This window comes from Sinomonas halotolerans (genome assembly GCF_039615075.1).
In the GTDB taxonomy this organism is placed as follows: Bacteria; Actinomycetota; Actinomycetes; order Actinomycetales; family Micrococcaceae; genus Sinomonas; species Sinomonas halotolerans.
In genome coordinates, this window is the sequence record NZ_JBDFRB010000019.1 from 43,103 (window position 1) to 62,564 (window position 19,462).

Consider the following 19,462-nt stretch of genomic DNA (forward strand, 5'->3'; position numbering starts at 1 on the left):
GCTAGGGACTGCGCCGGCGCCCCACGCCCCCGGGCGGCCGCGGCCCGTCGCGGGGGCGGCCCGGGCCACGGAATAGCCGGCAGGCCCACCGAGTTGCGGTAGGCGTGAAAGCCTTCGGTTTCCTGTCCTTCGGCCACTACGGCGCCGCCCGCGGTTCGCAGACGAGGGGCGCGGCGGACATGATCCGCCAGGCCGTCGACCTCGGTGTCGGCGCGGACGAACTCGGCGTCAACGGGGCGTACTTCCGCGTCCACCACTTCGCACCCCAGCAGGCTGCGCCCGTCCCGCTGCTGACCGCCATCGCAGCGCGCACCCGGCGCATCGAGGTGGGAACGGGCGTGATCGACATGCGCTACGAGAACCCCCTGCATCTCGCCGAGGAGCTCGCCGCGCTCGACATCATCAGCGCGGGCCGCATCGCCATCGGGATCAGCCGTGGGTCCCCTGAGCCCGCGCTGCGCGGCTACGAGGCCTTCGGCTACACCGGCTCCCGAGACGCGCGCGGTGCCGACCTCGCCCGCGAGAAGTTCGATCTCTTCCTGCGGGCCATCGACGGCGAGGGGATCGCGCCCGCGGATCCCCGCCAGGCGCCCGTTGGGACGCTCCTGCCGGTCGAGCCGCAGTCGCCGGGGCTGCGGGAGCGGATCTGGTGGGGGAGCGGCTCCCGCCCCACCGCCGAGTGGGCCGGGACGCTCGGCCTCAACATGATGAGCTCCACCCTCCTCACGGAGGCGACCGGCGTGCCCTTCCACGAGCTCCAGCGCGAGCAGATCGACCTGTACCGCGCGGCGTACCGGGCCGCCGGCCACACGCGACCTCCACGCGTCTCCGTGAGCCGCAGCGTCTTCCCGATCACCACGTCCAAGGACGCGCTGTACTTCGGCGGCCGCACCGGCGGCGACCAGATCGGCGTGATCGACGGCTTCGAGTCCACTTTCGGCAAGACCTACGCGGGGGAGCCAGACGACCTCGTCGAGCAGCTGAAGGCTGACACTGCGGTCATGGCCGCTGACACCCTCATGCTCACCATTCCGAACCAGCTCGGGGTCGAGTACAACCTCCACCTCCTCGAGTCCTTCGCCGACCACGTGGCACCTGCGCTGGGCTGGCGGCCGAATTCGGACGGGCCGGTGCAGCCGGACCCCGCCGACGACGCGTCCCGGCTCTGAGCGGTCGCGGAACCGGCGCCTTCGCCCTCTCCCCGTGAGCGGGGGCGAGGGAGTACGGTGTGCGCATGGCCGACGTCCTGCTCTTCCACCACGCACTGGGCCTGAGCGCCGGGATCGCCGCGTTCGCGGACACCCTCGAGCGCAGCGGCCACTCCGTCACGACCCCGGACCTGTTCGAGGGGCGGACGTTCGAGACGATCGAGGACGGCGTGGCCTACGCGTCCGGGATCGGATTCAACGAGGTGATCGCGCGCGGCGAGCGCGCTGCGGAAGACCTTCCCGCGGACCTCGTCTACATGGGCTTCTCACTCGGGGCGCTGCCCGCGCAGAAGCTCGCGCAGACGCGTCCCGGGGCCCGTGGGGCGGTGCTGTTCTACGCGTGTGCGCCCGCGGAGGCGTTCGGCGGGCCCTGGCCGGCAGGCCTTCCGCTCCAGGTGCACGGGGCCGAGGACGACCCGCTCTTCATGGAGGAGGGCGACGTGGAGGCGGCCCGCGCCATCGCCGAGCAGGAGCCGGCAGCGCAGCTCTTCCTCTATCCCGTCAGCGCGCACTACTTCGCCGACCCGGCACAGCCCGGCTTCGACCCCACCGCCGCCGCCCTCGCCACCGAGCGCACGCTCGACCTCCTCGAACGCCTGTGACCTGGGCCGGGCCGGTCCATCCACGGCCCGATCATGGCCGCACCCGCGGCCCTACTTGAGGAACGTCGAGGTGCGCCGGTCGGCGAGCGTCTTCCCGCCGGTCTGGCAGGTCGGACAGTACTGGAGGGCGCTGTCCGAGAAGGAGACCTCCCGGATGGTGTCCCCGCACACCGGGCAGGCCTCTCCAGTGCGGCGGTGCACCCGCATCCCGGCCCGCTTGTCGTCCTTGAGCTCCTCCGGCGGGAGTCCGGCCGCGCGCTCCACCGCGGCCGCCAGCACCGAGCGCATGGCCCGGTAGAGGCGCTCGGAGGCCTCGTCGTCGAGCGAGGAGGCGAGGGCGAAGGGCGAGATCTTCGCCGCGTGGAGGATCTCGTCGCTGTAGGCATTGCCGATTCCGGCGATGGCCTTCTGGTCCCGCAGCACGCCCTTGATCTGGGCGCGCCGCCTCAGGAGGGCGCGGAAGGCATCGAGGGTGAAGGCCTCGTCGAGGGGCTCGGGCCCGAGCGCCGCGATGCCCGGCACTTCCTGCGGGTCACGGACCACGTGCAGGGCGAGACGCTTCCACGTCCCCTGCTCGGTGAAGTCCAGGCCTGCTTCCCTCCCGTCCCCGACGAAGCCGAAGCGCGCTGCGATGTACCCGCGCCCCTTGGCCGACGCGGGGGTGGGCAGGTGGTCCAGCACGCGCACCCACCCCCCCAGTGCGAGGTGGACGACGACGGCGAGGCGCGGTCCGCCGTCGGCCTCGCCGTCGTGCGCGCTTGGCGCCGGGCCTGGAACGGTCTCGAGGACGAGGAATTTGCCCCTGCGCCCCACTGACGCGACGGTGCGGCCGACGAGCGCGGTGTATGGCGGCACGGCGGTCTTGAGGGCCTGGACGGAGCCGATCGTGACTCTCTCGACGATGAGCCCGGCGAGGGCCCTGTCGAGGTAGGCCGCGAGGGCGTTCACTTCGGGCAGTTCGGGCATGCTCTCCTCCGTCCGCGCACGCGTTCCATGGTGGCAGAAGCGACCGGGGAAGGGCAGGTGCGCGTGTGCCTATACTTTCAGCGTCAGGGCCCCGCCGGGCCCTGACGACCTTCGACGAAAGGCGCCCCAGCATGAGCAACGTCCCCGCCGACCTGTCCTACACCGCGGAGCACGAGTGGGTCTCGAAGGAGCCGGGCGGTGGAGTCGTGCGCATCGGCATCACGGACTTCGCCCAGGACGCCCTCGGTGATGTCGTGTACGTCCAGATGCCGGAGGTCGGCACCGAGGTCGCCGCGAACGCCGTGGTGGGCGAGGTCGAGTCGACCAAGAGTGTGAGCGACATCTACGCTCCCGTGGCCGGCGAGGTCGTGGCCCGGAACGAGGCGCTCGACTCGGATCCGGCCCTTGTGAACTCGGACCCGTACGGTGACGGCTGGCTCATCGAGGTGCGCCTCGCCGACGCGTCCCAGACCGATGGGCTGCTCAGTGCCGAGCAGTACGAACAGCAGGTAGGGTAGTTTTCTGGACCGCTCGAGCGAGGAGGAACCAATGGGGAGCGAGGAGCGCCGTGGATTCGGCGCCGAGGAGGTCACGCAGCGTCAGGCATCGGCGTCGGAGACGACGTCGGTCCACCTGCCTCCGATCGTCGCGGACAGCAGCATGCCGCCAGCGCTCAGCCCTGAGGAGGCCGATGCCGTCGCAGCCCTGCCCCGCGGCTCCGCGCTCCTCATCGCGCACAGCGGCCCGAATGCGGGCGCGCGGTTCCTCCTCGACTCGGATGTCACGACTGCGGGCCGGCACCCGGACGCGGACATCTTCCTCGACGACGTGACGGTGTCGCGCCGTCACGCCGAGTTCCGTCGGGCGGGCTCGGGCTTCGAGGTGGTCGACGCCGGGAGCCTCAACGGCACCTACGTGAACCATGACCGGGTTGACAGCGTTGCCCTCCGCACGGGGGCTGAGGTCCAGATCGGGAAGTTCCGCCTCACCTTCTACCTGAGCCCCGCACAGAGCCCGGGGCGGCACCCCTCCTAAGGGGCGTCTCATGGCAGCTGCGCAGTCCGAGCGGCGGGGGGCACGGGCCCTCAACATCGGCGAGGTCCTGGCCATGCTGGCCGAGGACTTCCCCTCGATGACCGCGTCCAAGATCCGCTTCCTCGAGGAGAAGGGGCTCATCTGCCCCCAGCGCACGCCGGCGGGCTACCGCCAGTACAGCGAGGGGGACGTGGAGCGACTGCGCTTCGTCCTGGCCCTCCAGCGCGACCAGTACCTCCCGCTCAAGGTCATCAAGGACTACCTCGACGCAGTAGACCGCGGGGAGAGCCCCGAGGGGCTCCCGGGCGCGGCCCGCATTGCGCCCCGGGCCGTCTCGGACGAGGTGTCCGCGCAGCTCGCGACCACGCGGTCGCGGTCCCTCGGTGAGCCACAGCTGCGGGCAGAGTCCGGGGCAAGTGCCGAGCTCGTGGAGTCGATGCTCGAGTATGGGCTCATCGAACGGGCGGACGGGTGGTTCGACGAGCACGCCCTCCAGATCGCGCGCGCGTGTGTCCAGCTCGAGGCCCATGGACTGGGTCCGCGGCACCTGCGCCCCTTCCAGGCGTCTGCCGAGCGAGAGGTGGGGCTGATCGAGCGGGCCGTCGCCCCCACGGCGTCCCGAGGGGCCAACGGATCGCGGGCCCGCGCGGCCGAGGAGGCCCGCGAGCTGAGCGAAGTGTTCCTGACCCTGCACCGCGCCCTCGTGCACGGGCTCATCTCGAGGATGGATGTCTGATGATCGAGGTCGAAGTCGTCGGAGTTCGGATCGAGCTCCCGTCAAACCAGCCCCTCGTGCTCCTCAAGGAGGCGCAGGGCGAACGGCACCTTCCCATCTGGATCGGGACGGCGGAGGCCAGCGCGATCGCGCTCGCGCAGCAGCACGTGGTGCCGCCCAGGCCGCTGACCCACGACCTCCTCGTCAACGTCGTGCACGGGCTCGGGCGCCAGATCGTCAGCGCCACGATCGTTGCCGTCGAGGACAGCGTGTTCTACGCGCAGCTCGGATTCGACGACGGCACCACGGTGGAGTCCCGCGCCTCGGACGCGCTGGCCGTCGCGCTGCGGGTCAACTGCCGCATCTGGTGCGCGGACGCGGTCCTCGAGGAGGCCGGCGTGCAGCTCGCGGAGGGGAGCGAGGAGGGCACCGAGGAGGCCGCCCCGAGCGTCGAGGAGGAGAGCGAGCTGCGCCGCTTCCGCGAGTTCCTGGCGGATGTGGAGCCCGAGGACTTCGACGAGTAGGTCCGCGGCGGAGGCTGTCGCAAGGTCACGGTTTCAACACGGCGCGCGCGCCACGGCGTGGGTCTTTGAATTGGGGTGCGCTCGGTCCTACGGTCGTACGGAAAGCTCCCATTGCATCTCCGGCGGCCCCGAGCGAGACTGGAAAGAGCGCCCCGTGTAATTACACGGATGCGCTCTGGACGCCCCCCGGTGATGCACCCCCGAGGGGAGCGGCGAAGGAGGTTGTGGTGGATCCCCACGGAGATTCCGAAGAGCTCAGGCACGCTTCTGGCCAGAGTGCGGAAGCACCGGTCGGCACGCAGGGCCTCCTGTTCAACGACGACCTGCCCGACCTTGACGAGGAGGCAGGCTACCGCGGCCCGACGGCGTGCAAGGCAGCGGGCATCACCTACCGCCAGCTGGACTACTGGGCACGCACCGGTCTGGTCGAGCCCACCGTGCGCGGCGCCGCGGGCAGCGGCTCGCAGCGGCTCTACGGCTTCCGCGACATCCTCGTCCTCAAGGTCGTCAAGCGGCTCCTCGACACAGGCGTCTCCCTCCAGCAGATCCGCAGCGCGGTGGGACACCTCCGCGAGCGCGGAGTGGAGGACCTCGCCCAGATCACCCTCATGAGCGACGGGGCCTCGGTCTACGAGTGCACGTCCGCCGACGAGGTCATCGACCTCGTCCAGGGCGGCCAGGGCGTGTTCGGCATCGCCGTCGGCCGTGTGTGGCGCGAGGTCGAGGGCAGCCTCGCCGAGCTGCCGAGCGAGCACGCGCATGACCAGGCCTTCCCGGGCGACGAGCTGGGCAAGCGCCGCGCGGCGCGCAAGACCGGCTGAAGCCCGCCCCCGCAGCGAGCACGACGACGAGGGGCCGCCTCCTGCGGGAGGCGGCCCCTCGTCGTCGTGCGTGCCAGGGGTGCGGAACCGGCGCAGGTGCCCCAGCGGTGACCCGGCTCCTCGCCGGGGCAGGCAGCGGCGGCGCCGGTCAACGAGTGGCGCGGGGCCGCGAATCGCGGCTGTGCCGGAGCACGGAGGCCAGGAGCTCGTCGTAGAGGGCGGCGGTGCTGCGGGCGGCCTCGCCGGGCCAGTGGTGCACGGCGTGCGCGGCGCCCTGGATCTGCTGCCAGTTCGCTACCTCGGGCAGGTGCGGGGTGAGGAGCAGCGGACCGAACATCTGCTTCATCTCGGAGAGCCGGTAGCTGTGCTCGGTCGAGGTCGTGCGCACGCGGTTCGCGATGATCCCCGCGGGCGCGAGCCGGGGCGCGTACTCCTTGCGGAAGAGCTGGATGGCGCGCATGGTCCGCTCCGTCCCGGCCACAGAGAAGAGTCCGGGCTCGGCGACGAGGAGCACGCCGCTGCTCGCCGCCCACGCCATCCGGGTGAGCCCGTTGAGCGAGGGAGGGCAGTCGATGAGCACGAGCCCGTAGCCCTCGATCCCGTCCAGGACGGACGCGAGGCGGCGCAGGTCCCGGCGGCCGAGGTCAGGGCGGTCGTAGATCCCGCTCAGCGCGCCGCCGTAGGCGACATCGAGGACCCGGTTCTGGTGGCCGTGGAGGGCGGCCGCCCGGCGGACCCACGGGCTCTGGACCACGTGGTCCTCGAGGAAGACCCTGCGGGGGGCCTTGAGCATGCGCGCTATCTCGAGCTGCCCCTCGGGAGCGGCCCCGAGCGCGGTCGAGGCATCGGCATGCGGATCCAAGTCCACCACGAGGGTCGGGATGCCTGCCGAGAGCGCTGCGGAGGCGAGTCCGGTGGTGACCGACGTCTTCCCGACGCCGCCCTTGAGGCTGGAGATGCTGATTGCTTGCACTGGAGAATCCACTACCTATCCGCTGGCCGACTCTGCCCCATCTTAGTGGCCGAGGCCGAGCACCCCCCGCGTCCGCACTGCCGCGTCGGCGCCCCGATGGCGTCCGTCACATGAGACGGCCACGCAGTGATTCAGGGCACATCAGATTGTCCTGATACGTTGCAGCCAGACACACTAGGCACCACCTAGACGTCCTGCGTTGCGATACAGGAGACCCATGTTTTCCAAGATTCTGGTGGCGAACCGCGGCGAGATCGCCATCCGCGCCTTCCGTGCCGGCTACGAGCTCGGCGCCAAGACGGTCGCGGTGTTCCCCCATGAGGACCGTAATTCGATCCACCGCCAGAAGGCGGACGAGGCCTACCTCATCGGCGAGGAAGGGCACCCCGTCCGCGCGTACCTCGACGTCGAGGAGATCATCCGCGTCGCCAAGGAAGCCGGCGCCGATGCGATCTACCCCGGCTACGGCTTCCTCTCCGAGAACCCCGGCCTCGCACAGGCCGCCGCCCAGGCCGGCATCACCTTCGTCGGCCCCCCGGCCGACGTCCTCGAACTCGCCGGGCACAAGGTCAACGCGCTCGCCGCGGCCAAGAAGGCCGGCATCCCGGTCCTCAAGTCGAGCGCGCCGAGCGCCGACGCCGAGGCGCTCCTCGCCGAGGCCGACACGATCGGGTTCCCCATCTTCGTCAAGGCTGTCGCCGGCGGCGGCGGGCGCGGCATGCGCCGTGTCGACACCCGCGAGGCGCTCCCCGAGGCGCTCAAGGCCGCGATGCGCGAGGCGGACGCGGCGTTCGGCGACCCCACCGTCTTCCTCGAGCAGGCCGTCCTCCGGCCCCGCCACATCGAGGTGCAGGTGCTCGCGGACGCCGAGGGCAACGTCGTGCACCTGTACGAGCGCGACTGTTCCCTCCAGCGCCGGCACCAGAAGGTCATCGAGATCGCGCCGGCGCCGCAGCTCGACGACTCGATCCGCGAGGCGCTCTACTCGGACGCCGTGAAGTTCGCCAAGGCCCTCGGCTACGTGAACGCGGGCACCGTCGAGTTCCTCGTGGACACAGTGGGCGAGCGCGCGGGGCAGCACGTGTTCATCGAGATGAACCCGCGCATCCAGGTCGAGCACACTGTCACCGAAGAGGTCACGGACGTGGACCTTGTGCAGGCCCAGATGCGCATTGCGGCGGGGGAGACGCTCGAGGACCTCGGGCTGACCCAGGACCGCATCCACCTCAAGGGCGCCGCGCTGCAGTGCCGCATCACCACCGAGGACCCGGCCAACGGCTTCCGCCCGGACGTCGGGAAGATCACCGGGTACCGCTCTGCTGGCGGCGCAGGTGTGCGGCTGGACGGCGGCACCATCTACCAGGGTGCCGAGATCAGCCCCCACTTCGACTCGATGCTGGTCAAGCTCACCTGCCGCGGGCGCGACTACGCGACGGCTGTCAAGCGCGCCCGCCGCGCCCTGGCCGAGTTCCGCATCCGCGGCGTCTCCACGAACATCCCGTTCCTCCAGGCGGTGCTCGACGACGAGGACTTCGTTGCGGGCAACGTCGCGACCTCGTTCATCGACGAGCGGCCCGAGCTGCTGAAGGCCCGCAGCTCCGCGGACCGCGGGACCAAGCTGCTCACATGGCTCGCCGACGTGACGGTCAACAAGCCCCACGGCGAGGCCCGCGTCCTGACGGATCCCCGGGCCAAGCTGCCGGAGGTCTCGCTCGCCGACGCGCCGACGGGTTCGCGCCAGCGGCTCCTCGAGCTCGGGCCCGAGGGCTTCGCGAAGGCCCTGCGGGAGCAGAACGCGGTCGCGGTGACGGACACGACCTTCCGCGACGCGCACCAGTCCCTCCTGGCCACCCGCGTCCGCACCCGCGACCTCGTCGCCGCCGGGCCGGCCGTCTCGGTCCTGACCCCGCAGCTGCTCTCGGTCGAGGCCTGGGGCGGAGCGACCTACGACGTCGCGCTGCGCTTCCTCGGCGAAGACCCGTGGCAGCGCCTCGCGTCCCTGCGCGCCGCGATCCCGAACATCTGCCTCCAGATGCTCCTGCGCGGGCGCAACACGGTCGGCTACACACCGTACCCGGAGGAGGTCACGGTCGCCTTCATCAAGGAGGCGGCGGCAACCGGCATCGACATCTTCCGCATCTTCGATGCCCTCAACGACGTCAGCCAGATGGCGCCTGCCATCAAGGCCGTCCGGGAAACCGGCACGGCCGTGGCCGAGGGCGTCCTCTGCTACACCGGCGATCTCCTCGACCCCGCCGAGGACCTGTACACGCTGGACTACTACCTCGATCTCGCCCAGAAGATCGTCGACGCCGGCGCGCACATCCTCGCGATCAAGGACATGGCGGGCCTCCTGCGTCCCGCTGCCGCCGCGAAGCTCGTTGCCGCGCTGCGCGAGCGCTTCGACCTTCCGGTGCACCTGCACACCCACGACACGGCGGGCGGCCAGCTCGCGACGCTCCTCGCGGCGGTCGAGGCCGGGGTCGACGCCGTCGACGTCGCCTCCGCTGCCCTCGCCGGAACGACGAGCCAGCCGAGTGCCTCGGCGCTTGTCGCCTCCCTCGCGCACACGCCGCGGGACACGGGCCTCTCGCTCGAGAACGTCGGTGCGCTCGAACCGTACTGGGAGGCCGTGCGCCGCGTGTACGCGCCGTTCGAGTCCGGCCTTCCGGGCCCGACGGGCCGCGTGTACCAGCACGAGATCCCGGGCGGGCAGCTGTCCAACCTGCGCCAGCAGGCTACAGCCCTCGGCCTCGCCGAGCGCTTCGAGGCGATCGAGGACATGTACGCCGCCGCGGACCGCATCCTCGGTCGGCTCGTCAAGGTCACCCCGTCCTCGAAGGTCGTCGGCGATCTGGCCCTGCACCTCGTAGGACTCAATGCCGACCCGGCCGACTTCCAGGAGAACCCGCAGAAGTACGACATCCCCGACTCGGTCATCGGCTTCCTCGGCGGCGAGCTCGGCGACCCGCCGGGCGGCTGGCCCGAGCCGTTCCGGACCAAGGCGCTCCAGGGTCGCACCGTCAAGGTGCGCGAGGAGACCCTGAGCCCTGAGGACTCCGCAGCGCTGCACGGCGGCTCGGACGAGCGCCGGGCGACCCTCAACCGGCTGCTCTTCCCCGGCCCCACGCGGGACTACGAGACGAGCCGTGAAACCTACGGCAACCTCGCGGTCCTGGACACGCGCGACTACCTCTACGGCCTCCAGCGCGGCCAGGAGCACATGATCGAGCTCGAGAAGGGCGTGCGCCTCATTGCCCAGCTCGAGGCCGTCTCAGAGCCGGACGAGAAGGGCATGCGCACCGTCATCGCGACCCTCAACGGGCAGTCCCGGCCGGTCGCGGTGCGCGACCGCTCCGTGGCGAGCAACGTCAAGCTCGCCGAGAAGGCGGACGCGACGAACCCTGGCCACGTGGCAGCACCGTTCGCGGGAGCGGTGTCCGTGACTGCGAAGGAGGGCGACCTCGTCCAGGCTGGAGACTCGGTCGCGACCATCGAGGCCATGAAGATGGAGGCCTCGATCACCACGCCTGTGTCCGGCAAGGTCTCCAGGATTGTCGTCTCCGGCGTCGAGCAGGTCCAGGGCGGGGACCTCCTCCTCGTGGTCGGAGGGGAATAGGCCCCGGGCCGCGGGCCTCCTCCGCTCCCGCGGGGTGGTGCGGGGTTAGACTGTCCACCGATCAGCCGGGCGGGCATGGCGCATGCCGTGCCCGCCCGGCGTGGACACTCGATGAACGGGAGCCCATGACAGAGGACACCACGCCGAAGGACCGCGAGGCCCGCGACGGCGACGATTCCCCCGGGGATGCTGACAGCGTTGCCCGTGACGGCGCTGCCGCCGCAGATTCCAGCGTCACCGGGCAGGACGCTCCGTCCGGGGACGCCGATGGTGAGGACGCGATCGCGTCCGACGCCGCAGAACCCGTGAGCGCGGAGCCTGATGATGCGGGATCCCGTGAGACAGGATCCGGCGGCGCAGGGATGGAGGGAGACGACGACGCTGCGGACCCTGACGGTGCTCGGGCCCAGGATTCTGGCGCCGGCGCCGTGGAGCCCGGCCGTGCAGAGGCCGCGGACGCGGAGCCGCGCCAGGCCACTCCCGACGCCGGCCAGACGTCCATCGATTTGGTCACCGTGAACGATGCCCAGGACCGGACGAGTGCCGGGTCGCTCTCTGCCGTCTCCGGCCTTGGCACGCCCCTCGCCCCGGCCGCGGTCCCGCCTGCTCCGGCGCAGCCGCCGGCAGGCTGGCTCTCCGCACACCCGCTCGTCACCGCCGGCCCTGACTCGCTCCGTGCCGAGGCCGGCGCTGACGGGAACAGTGGGGCGGCCGCGTCCTCCGCAGCCGTCGACGGCGTCGGCCTGCCTGCCGCCGGACCGGGCGCGTTCGCTGCGGGCGCGGAGGACGACCTGACGGCGTATGAGCCGGCGGCGCCGCCCGTGAGCGAGCGCAGGTCGCGGCACGAGGGGCCCGAGCCGGCCACATCCCTGACCTCGGACCGGCTTGTCGCCCTCACCGCAGCGCCCCCGGTGTACGGCTGGAGGCGCTGGCTCTACTTCGCGACCTTCGGATATGTGAACCTCGGCGATTCCGATGCGGTGCGCCTCCAGCGTGCGCTCGAGCACCGGATCGCGGTCCGACTAGGGGACCGCACGCGCTACGTGCCGATCCTGTCCCGCAAGGGCGGGGTGGGGAAGACCACCGTGACCACGCTCCTCGGCATGGCCCTGGCGGACCTGCGGGAGGACCGCGTGATCGCCATGGACGCGAACCCGGACAGGGGAACCCTCTCGGACCGCAACCCGGGGCGGGCGTCCCACACGGCTCGGCAGCTGGTCAAGCACCGCTTCGATGTCTCCTCGTTCGCCCAGCTGTCCGCTTACACGGCGCGCGAGGGCTCCCGCCTCGACGTCCTTGCCTCAGACGCGGACCCGATGGTCGCGCACGCCTTCAACGATGCCGACTACCGCGCGGTCACCGACATCCTGGGACGCTACTACTCGATCGTGCTCACGGATTCCGGTACGGGCATGGTGCACTCGGTCATGCAGGGCACGCTCGAGAAGGCCGACGCCGTCGTGCTCGTCTCCGGCGGGAGCGTCGACGAGGCGCGCCTCGCCTCCGAGACGCTGTCCTGGCTCGAGGCACACGGCCGCGACGACCTCGTCCGCAAGGCGATCGTCGTGATCAACATGTCGGCCGGGGACGGGACCCGCGTGAACGTGGACGAGATCGAGGACCATTTCCGGACACGCGTGCAGCACGTGGTGCGGATCCCGCATGACAGGCACCTCGCCGAGGGGTCCCAGGTGGAGCTCGCCAAGCTGCGACCGGCCACGAGGGAGGCCGCCGTCGAGCTCGCCGCGCTCGTCGTCGACCAGCTCGTCTCCGACTGAGGGCGCCGAAGGCCGGGCGGGCCGGGTTCCAGTCCCCGTGGGGAACGGAACCCGGCCCGCTGCCGTCTGCTGCCCGAAGCGTCCGGGGTGTCAGGCCGGTGCGGCGTCCTTCCGGGTGCTGTAGATCTCCTCGACGTAGTCGGCGAAGTCGCCCAGCACCTGTGCGCGCTTGACCTTGAGCGAGGGGGTCAGGTGGCCCGAGGCCTCCGTGAAGTCGGTCGGGACGATCCGGAACGACCTGATGGACTCCGCTTTGGAGACGTGCGTGTTGGCGTGGTCGATGACGCTCTGGACATGGGAGCGCACCTCGGGCAGCTCGGCAGCCTGCTGAACGGTCAGGCCCTGGGGGAGTCCGTGGCGCTCGAGCCACCCGGGCAGGGCTTCCTCGTCGAGCGTGACGAGCGCCGCGATGAACGGCCGGTTGTCGCCCACGACCACGACCTGTGACACGAGCGCGTCCGCGCGGATGGGATCCTCGAGCTGGGCCGGGACGACGTTCTTGCCGCCGGCCGTGACGATGATGTCCTTCTTCCGCCCCGTGATGCGCACGTAGCCGTCCGCGTCGAGCTCTCCGATGTCCCCCGTGTGGAACCAGCCGTCTGTGAAGGACTCGGACTGGAGGTCCTCACGCTGGTGGTATCCGCGCATGACGCAGACGCCCTTGGCGAGGATCTCGCCGTCATCCGCGATCCGCACGCCATTGCCTGGGAGCGGAGCCCCGACTGTGCCGATCTTGACGAGGGACGGCGTGTTGACGCTGATCGGAGCGGTGGTCTCGGTGAGGCCGTAGCCCTCGAGGACCAGGAGGCCGATCCCGTGGAAGAAGTGGCCCAGACGCGTGCCCAGCGGCCCGCCGCCGGAGACCGCGTACTTGACGTGCCCGCCCATGGCGGCGCGGAGCTTGCGGTAGACGAGGAGGTCGAAGACGGCGTGCCTGAGGCGGAGCCCGAGCGAGGGCGAGCCGCCGTCGTCGTGTGCTGTCGACCAGGCGATGGCTGTGTCCGCGGCCGCGTGGAAGATCTTGCCCTTGCCCGCGTCCTCGGCCTTGGTGAGTGCAGAGTTGTACACCTTCTCGAACACACGTGGCACCGCGAGGATGAACGTCGGAGAGAAGCTCTGCAGGTCCGGAAGGAGGTTCTTGACGTCCGGAGTGTGCGCGACCTGGCATCCCGCGGCCACGGCGAGGACCGAGATGAACCGCGCGAACACGTGCGCGAGCGGAAGGAACATGATCGTCTTGGCGCCGGGCTGGACGACCTCGGAGAGGGCCGCGGCCGCATTCTCCGAAAGGGCCACGAAGTTGCCGTGGGTCAGTACGCAGCCCTTGGGGCGGCCGAGCGTGCCCGAGGTGTAGATGATCGTCGCGGGGCTCTCGAGGGTCGCCGCAGTGCGCCGCGCCTCGAGCTCCTCGTCGCTGATCCGCTCGCCTGCCGAGCGCAGGGCGTCGAGGCCAGAGGGCGTCATCTGCCACACCCTGCGCACGGAGTCGAGGTTCCCGGCGTCCACGGCCTGGCGGATGGCATCCTCGTGGTGGGCTGCCTCGCCGAACGCGGCCACCGCGCCCGAGTCGGAGAGGTTCCAAGCGATCTGGGAGGGGGAGGAGGTCTCGTAGATGGGGACGCTCACGGCACCCGCGAACCAGATCGCGAAGTCGATGAGGCTCCACTCGTAGCACGTCCGGGCCATGATGCCGACCCGGTCGCCGGCGCCGATGCCCTCGGCGATGAGGCCCTTGGCAATCCGGCTCACGTCGGCGCGGAATGCGGACGCCGAGACGTCCTCCCACGCCCCGGACGCGCTCCGGACGGCGAATAGGGGCATGTCCACAGGCTTCTCTGCCTGCTCGACCACGAAGTCGGTGGTGTTCTTGGCGACTGGTTCGGGAACTAGCGGCGGGACGATGATTTCGCGCACGGTCTCTCCTTCGATGACTCCCGGGTGCGGGGAGTTGGCTTAACCATATCCAAGCACTCTCCCCCGGGTGTGGTGGGGATCACTCTCGGTGTTACTGGCCGGTAACATTACCGGGCGCCGGGCCTCTGCGCCACTAGACTGCTGACCGTGCCCAGACCCCGATTCTCTCCCGTGCTCCGCGTCCGAGACCCCCGCCTCAGGCGCCGGGGCCTCGCCATCGGCATCGACATCGGGGGGACCAAGGTGGCTGCCGGGGTCGTCGATGCGGAGGGGCACGTCCTGCGGCACGCGCGCCGCGCGACCCCCGGGGCGGAACCGCGCGAGGTCGAGCGAGTGATCGTCGAGCTCGTGGGCGAGCTGAGCTCCGACCACCGCATTGCCTCGGTGGGCATCGGCGCTGCGGGCTGGATGGACCTCGACGGCGGCACGGTCCTGTTCAGCCCGCACCTGGCCTGGCGCAATGAGCCCCTGCGGGACAACCTCGAGCGCCTCCTGCGCCGCCGCGTCCATCTGGCCAACGACGCCGACGCCGCCGCGTGGGCCGAGTGGCGCTTCGGCGCGGGCCAGCAGGAGCAGCGCCTCGTGTGCATCACGCTCGGAACGGGGATCGGCGGCGCCATGGTGCTCTCCGGGCGGCTCGAGCGCGGGCGCTACGGCGTCGCGGGGGAGTTCGGGCACCAGATCCTCGTGCCCGGCGGGCACCGGTGCGAATGCGGCAACCGGGGCTGCTGGGAGCAGTACGCCTCCGGGAACGCGCTCGGCCGGGAAGCCCGCGAGCTCGCGCGGGCCAACTCGCCCGTGGCGCAGGAGCTCCTGCGCGCCGCCGGCGGCGATCCCGAGGCGATCACCGGCGCCGTGGTCACCGAGCTCGCCCGTGCGGGCGACCCCGCTTCGCGTGAGCTCCTCGAAGACGTGGGCGAATGGCTCGGCATCGGTCTTGCCAACCTCGCCGCGGCGCTCGATCCGGGCACCTTCGTGGTGGGTGGAGGGCTCTGCGATGCCGGCGAGCTCCTGCTCGAGCCCGCACGCAGGGCGTTCGCGCGCCACCTCACCGGCCGCGGCTTCCGCCCGCCCGCGCGGATCGTCAGGGCCGCCCTCGGACCCGAAGCCGGGCTCATCGGTGCCGCCGACCTCTCGAGGGTCAGCCTCCGCGCGCACGGGGCCGTGCGCCTGGGCTAGACCCGCCTCCGCGTCCATGCGCAGCCCACCCATGGGTGCCCTGGGCCGGATGCGCCCGAGGTGTCAGAGCCTGGCGCCGTCGTCGCCGTCGTCGTCCTTGCTGTGCGGGAGGCGCATGATGAGCACCCCGACGCCCGCCACGAAGGCCGCGATGAGCAGCGCCACGACGTAGCCGGGCACGCTGCGCCACAGCAGCGAGAACGCGAGGAGCGCGAACGGCGCGCCGAGCGCAGCGCACCACGCGAGGACCGTGCCCGGGTCCGCGCCCGCGAGCACGGGCTCGGGGTCCTCGGGGGTGAAGTCGCCGGGGAGCATCTCCTCGGCGTCGCTGCCGCCGGCCCCGCGGGACAGGCGGCCCGCGCCGGGGGACTGGTCCCGCCGCGAGATCCCGAGCGGGTCGAAGGCGCCGAAACCGCGTTCGGGGCGCGCGCCGTCGTGCGCCGCCGTGGGACCCGCAGGGGCCGACGACGACGCCGCCCGCTCGGCTGCCGACGGCTCGGCGGGCGCCGGGCCCTCCTCGGCGGGTTCCGCGACGCCGTCACGGAGGCGCGCGACGAGGTCGCGCCACGCGTCGTCCTCCGCCGCGCGGTCCGGGCGGTCCGGGTCCTGGCGCGCGTTCACACGACGCTCCCGGCGTGGTCCCGGCCGCCGCGACCGGCGCCCACGACCCTGCCGGCCCGCGGGACCGGCCTGGAGAAGACTCTGTCCATGGCAAGCATTATCCCCGAACGGGCGTGTCAGGGACGAGGGCCCCGCTCCATGCCCGCGCCCGCCGAGGGGGCCTGGCGCGCTGCGCCACCCGGAGTGCGTCGCGCCACCCGGACTGCGCTGCGCCACCCGGACTGCGCTGCGCCACTAGAGTGGGCGGTGCAGTCCACGCACGCCCGCAACGGTCCGGGCATCGGCACGGGAAGAAGGCACGGCCTTGGTCTACTGGATCCTCAAGCGCATCTTCATCGGCCCCCTCGTCAAGCTGCTCTTCCGGCCCTGGGTCAAGGGCATTGGCAACGTCCCGCGGGAGGGGGCGGCCATCCTTGCCTCGAACCATCTCTCCTTCTCGGACTCGATCTTCCTGCCGATCATGCTCGAGCGGCCGGTCGTGTTCCTCGCCAAGCAGGAGTACTTCACAGGCAGGGGCCTCAAGGGCCGCCTCACAGCCGCATTCTTCCGCCACACGAACCAGCTGCCCATGGACCGCTCCGGTGGGGAGGCGTCCGCGCTCTCCCTCATGGGCGGGTCCACGGTGCTCGAGCGCGGCGGCCTGCTGGGCATCTACCCGGAGGGGACGCGGAGCCCGGACGGGCGCCTCTACCGCGGCAAGGTCGGCGTTGCGAAGCTCGCGCTCGAGGTCGGGGCCCCCATCATCCCGGTAGCGATGATCGGAACCGAGAAGGTCCAGCCGATCGGCCGGCGGGTGCCGACCATCCGCAGGGTCGGCATGGTCATCGGCCGCCCACTCGACCTGAGCGCGTACGCCGGGCGCGCAGACGACCGCGGAACACAGCGCGAGGTCACGGACGCCGTCATGCGCGCCATCCAGCTCCTCTCGGGACAGGAGTACGTGGACGAGTACGCGTCGGTCGTCAAAGCGCGTCTCACAGCCGGAGGCGAGCAGGCGCAGGCGCCCCGGAACGATTAGCCTTGGAGCGTGACTGAACTCTCCGTATCGCCAGCGGCCCCCCTGACCAGCACCGCGCAGGCCGGTGCCGCGGACTATCCGGGGCTGGACAACTGGCGTTCCCTCCCGGTGTCGCAGCAGCCCTCGTGGTCCGACGCCGACGTCTTCCGGCGCTCGGTGTCGGAACTCTCGATCCTCCCGCCGCTCGTGTTCGCGGGCGAGGTCGACGTGCTGCGCGAGCGCCTCGCCGCCGCAGCCCAGGGCAAGGCGTTCCTCCTGCAGGGCGGGGACTGCGCCGAGACGTTCGAGGCCGCGACGGCGGACCGCATCAGCGCGCGGGTCAAGACGATCCTCCAGATGGCTGTTGTCCTGACCTACGGCGCCCAGCTCCCGGTCATCAAGATGGGCCGGATGGCGGGCCAGTTCGCCAAGCCGCGCTCATCGGACACTGAGACGCGGGACGGCGTCACCCTCCCGGCCTACCGCGGGGACATCGTCAACGGGTACGAGTTCACGCCCGAATCCCGCGCCCACGACGCGAGCCGCATGCTGCGCGCCTACCACACGTCGGCGTCGACCCTGAATCTCATCCGGGCCTTCACGCAGGGCGGATTCGCCGACCTCCGCCTCGTCCACCTGTGGAACAAGGGGTTCACCGAGAACCCCGCGCACGCGCGCTACGAGTCGCTCGCGCGGGAGATCGACCGGGCGATCAAGTTCATGGACTCCTGCGGCGCCGACTTCGAGGCGCTCAAGCGGGTCGAGTTCTTCGCGAGCCACGAGGCGCTCCTGCTCGACTACGAGCGGGCCCTGACCCGCATCGACTCACGCACCGGGCTGCCCTACGACACCTCGGCACACTTCCTCTGGATCGGCGAGCGTACCCGCGAGATCGACCACGCGCACGTGGACTTCCTCTCGCGCGTGCGCAACCCGATCGGCGTCAAGCTCGGCCCGAGCACGACTGGCGACGACGCGCTGCGCCTCATCGACCGGCTCGACCCCGAGCGTGAGCCGGGCCGCCTGACGTTCATCACGCGCATGGGTGCGAAGAACATCCGGGAGAAGCTCCCGGCAGTCATCGAGAAGGTCACGGCGTCCGGCGCCCAGGTCCTCTGGGTCACGGATCCCATGCACGGGAACACCGTGACGAGCCAGAACGGGTACAAGACCCGCCGCTTCGATGACGTGGTGGACGAGGTCCGCGGGTTCTTCGAGGTCCACGAGGCGCTCGGAACGGTCCCCGGCGGGCTCCACATGGAGATGACGGGCGACGACGTGGCCGAGTGCCTCGGCGGCTCCGACCCGATCGACGAGGACGCGTTCGCGGACCGCTACGAGTCGGTCTGCGACCCGCGCCTGAACCACATGCAGTCCCTTGAGATGGCGTTCCTCGTCGCCGGGGCGCTCTCGAAGCGCTCCTAGGTGTACCCGGCCATCAGGTTGGTTGCAGTCGGCTGGTCGGGGGCTTGCCTCCGAGTGCGCTGTGGCTACGTTGAGTGTTGTAGTGCTCGAGCCAGGGTGCAAGTGCTTCGGTGCGTTGGTCGTTGCTGGTGAAGGGCTGGCGGTAGGCCCACTCGGTCTGCAGGGTGCGGTTGAGACGTTCCACCTTGCCGTTCTGCCAGGGGCAGTGGGGCCGGATGAACTTCTGGCGGATGCCATGCCTGGCGCAGACCTCGCCCAGGGAGTACCGGTAGGCGAAGGCGTTGTCGGTCATGAGCCGCTCGATGCGGGCGATCCCGTGGGCGGCGAAGTAGGCGACCGCCCGGTCGAGGAAGCCGGCACAGGTGGTGCCCTTCTCGTCCGGGAGGATCTCGGAGTAGGCCAGCCGGGAGAAGTCGTCCACGAGCGAGTGCACGTAGTCGAAGCCGATCGGGCCCTTCTTGTGCTTGTGGGCCACGGTCGCTTCCCTGCCGAGGGCGCGCCAGCCTCCTCCGTCCGGGATCCGGCCGAGCTTCTTCACGTCCATGTGGACCAGCTCGCCGGGCCGTTTGCGTTCGTAGCGCACGGCTGTGGCCTTGCTGGAGCGGATCAGCTCTCCGCTCATCGGGTCGAGCGCTGCCAGGGGCGGCAGGCCGTTGCGGGCCAGGAACCGCGAGACCGTCCGGGGCGGCACCTCGAGCTGGGCCCCGATCCAAGCGGGCCCACGCCGTTCGCTCTGGCGCAGGTCGATGATCCGCTGCTCGAGCTCGGCGCTGGTCTTTCTCGGGCAGCTGTGCGGACGGGAGGAGCGGTCGTGGAGGCCGTCCTCGCCCTCCTCGGCGTAGCGGTCGATCCAAGTCTTCACGCACTTGCGCGAGATGCCCATCGCCGAGGCGAGGTGGGCCTGCTTCCACCCCTCGAGATGGCGGCGGACGATCAGCAGGCGGCCATGGAAGGTCAGGCGGGCGTTACCGTGGGACAAGAGAGCCTCCGGGGTCAGGTGAAAGCCTTCGACAAGCCACACCCCACCCGGAGGCTCTCCCTACGTCAACACGACTCGCCTGCCACCAACGTCATGACCCGGTACA

17 protein-coding genes are annotated in these 19,462 nt (G+C 71.1%); 12 read left to right on the forward strand and 5 right to left on the reverse strand.

Annotation, left to right across the window (positions count from 1 at the left end; translation table 11 throughout):
* The first annotated feature begins 104 nt into the window (after positions 1-104).
* Entirely contained in the window at positions 105-1,169 is a 1,065-nt protein-coding gene (locus tag ABCQ75_RS15160; protein WP_345886458.1) for an LLM class flavin-dependent oxidoreductase, read from the forward strand.
* Between the two features lie 65 nt (positions 1,170-1,234).
* Positions 1,235-1,810, forward strand: a complete 576-nt coding sequence (locus ABCQ75_RS15165) for a dienelactone hydrolase family protein (RefSeq protein WP_345886460.1) — start codon at positions 1,235-1,237, stop codon at positions 1,808-1,810.
* A gap of 51 nt (positions 1,811-1,861) precedes the next feature.
* On the opposite strand, the gene ABCQ75_RS15170 is transcribed toward ABCQ75_RS15165, so the two are convergent.
* Positions 1,862-2,776: an Fpg/Nei family DNA glycosylase gene (locus ABCQ75_RS15170; protein WP_345886462.1), complete on the reverse strand. Its 915-nt coding sequence runs from the start codon at positions 2,774-2,776 to the stop codon at positions 1,862-1,864.
* A 131-nt stretch (positions 2,777-2,907) separates the two neighbouring features.
* Between ABCQ75_RS15170 and gcvH the strand changes: the two genes are divergently transcribed.
* From gcvH to ABCQ75_RS15195, 5 genes are all read left to right on the forward strand, one after another.
* Positions 2,908-3,294 (forward strand): glycine cleavage system protein GcvH, encoded by a 387-nt coding sequence (gene gcvH, locus ABCQ75_RS15175; RefSeq protein ID WP_345886464.1) that lies wholly within the window; start codon positions 2,908-2,910, stop codon positions 3,292-3,294.
* A 31-nt stretch (positions 3,295-3,325) separates the two neighbouring features.
* Complete coding sequence (locus ABCQ75_RS15180) at positions 3,326-3,811, forward strand: FHA domain-containing protein (protein WP_345886466.1); 486 nt, start codon at positions 3,326-3,328, stop codon at positions 3,809-3,811.
* Between the two features lie 10 nt (positions 3,812-3,821).
* The gene (gene ftsR / locus ABCQ75_RS15185) at positions 3,822-4,547 is read left to right on the forward strand and encodes a transcriptional regulator FtsR (RefSeq protein WP_345886467.1); all 726 of its coding nucleotides are present in this window, start codon (positions 3,822-3,824) and stop codon (positions 4,545-4,547) included.
* Entirely contained in the window at positions 4,547-5,050 is a 504-nt protein-coding gene (locus ABCQ75_RS15190; protein WP_345886468.1) for a bifunctional nuclease family protein, read from the forward strand. Before ftsR ends, ABCQ75_RS15190 begins: the two co-directional genes overlap by 1 nt.
* A 308-nt stretch (positions 5,051-5,358) precedes the next feature.
* Positions 5,359-5,871 carry a MerR family transcriptional regulator gene (locus ABCQ75_RS15195; RefSeq protein ID WP_427916119.1) on the forward strand — a complete coding sequence of 171 codons (513 nt, stop codon included), beginning with the start codon at positions 5,359-5,361 and terminating at the stop codon, positions 5,869-5,871.
* Positions 5,872-6,019: 148 nt separating this feature from the next.
* Here ABCQ75_RS15195 and ABCQ75_RS15200 read toward each other — a convergent pair whose 3' ends face one another.
* Entirely contained in the window at positions 6,020-6,844 is an 825-nt protein-coding gene (locus ABCQ75_RS15200) for a ParA family protein (protein ID WP_345886471.1), read from the reverse strand.
* A 217-nt stretch (positions 6,845-7,061) separates the two neighbouring features.
* Here ABCQ75_RS15200 and ABCQ75_RS15205 point away from each other — a divergent pair, with 217 nt between their 5' ends.
* The gene (locus ABCQ75_RS15205) at positions 7,062-10,463 is read left to right on the forward strand and encodes a pyruvate carboxylase (protein WP_345886472.1); all 3,402 of its coding nucleotides are present in this window, start codon (positions 7,062-7,064) and stop codon (positions 10,461-10,463) included.
* A gap of 125 nt (positions 10,464-10,588) precedes the next feature.
* Positions 10,589-12,241 (forward strand): nucleotide-binding protein, encoded by a 1,653-nt coding sequence (locus ABCQ75_RS15210; protein ID WP_345886473.1) that lies wholly within the window; start codon positions 10,589-10,591, stop codon positions 12,239-12,241.
* Between the two features lie 90 nt (positions 12,242-12,331).
* On the opposite strand, the gene ABCQ75_RS15215 is transcribed toward ABCQ75_RS15210, so the two are convergent.
* Entirely contained in the window at positions 12,332-14,155 is a 1,824-nt protein-coding gene (locus ABCQ75_RS15215) for an AMP-dependent synthetase/ligase (protein ID WP_345886474.1), read from the reverse strand.
* Positions 14,156-14,302: 147 nt separating this feature from the next.
* Between ABCQ75_RS15215 and ABCQ75_RS15220 the strand changes: the two genes are divergently transcribed.
* Complete coding sequence (locus ABCQ75_RS15220) at positions 14,303-15,334, forward strand: ROK family glucokinase (protein ID WP_345886475.1); 1,032 nt, start codon at positions 14,303-14,305, stop codon at positions 15,332-15,334.
* 63 nt (positions 15,335-15,397) lie between these two features.
* On the opposite strand, the gene ABCQ75_RS15225 is transcribed toward ABCQ75_RS15220, so the two are convergent.
* On the reverse strand, positions 15,398-15,955 hold the full coding sequence (locus tag ABCQ75_RS15225; protein ID WP_345886477.1) for a hypothetical protein: 558 nt from the start codon (positions 15,953-15,955) through the stop codon (positions 15,398-15,400).
* Positions 15,956-16,259: 304 nt separating this feature from the next.
* On the opposite strand from ABCQ75_RS15225, the gene ABCQ75_RS15230 reads away from it, so the two are divergent.
* Positions 16,260-16,973, forward strand: a complete 714-nt coding sequence (locus ABCQ75_RS15230; RefSeq protein ID WP_345886478.1) for a lysophospholipid acyltransferase family protein — start codon at positions 16,260-16,262, stop codon at positions 16,971-16,973.
* Between the two features lie 9 nt (positions 16,974-16,982).
* On the forward strand, positions 16,983-18,377 hold the full coding sequence (locus tag ABCQ75_RS15235) for a class II 3-deoxy-7-phosphoheptulonate synthase (protein ID WP_345886481.1): 1,395 nt from the start codon (positions 16,983-16,985) through the stop codon (positions 18,375-18,377).
* Positions 18,378-18,390: 13 nt separating this feature from the next.
* Here ABCQ75_RS15235 and ABCQ75_RS15240 read toward each other — a convergent pair whose 3' ends face one another.
* On the reverse strand, positions 18,391-19,356 hold the full coding sequence (locus ABCQ75_RS15240) for an IS481 family transposase (protein ID WP_345883225.1): 966 nt from the start codon (positions 19,354-19,356) through the stop codon (positions 18,391-18,393).
* Positions 19,357-19,462: the final 106 nt, after the last annotated feature.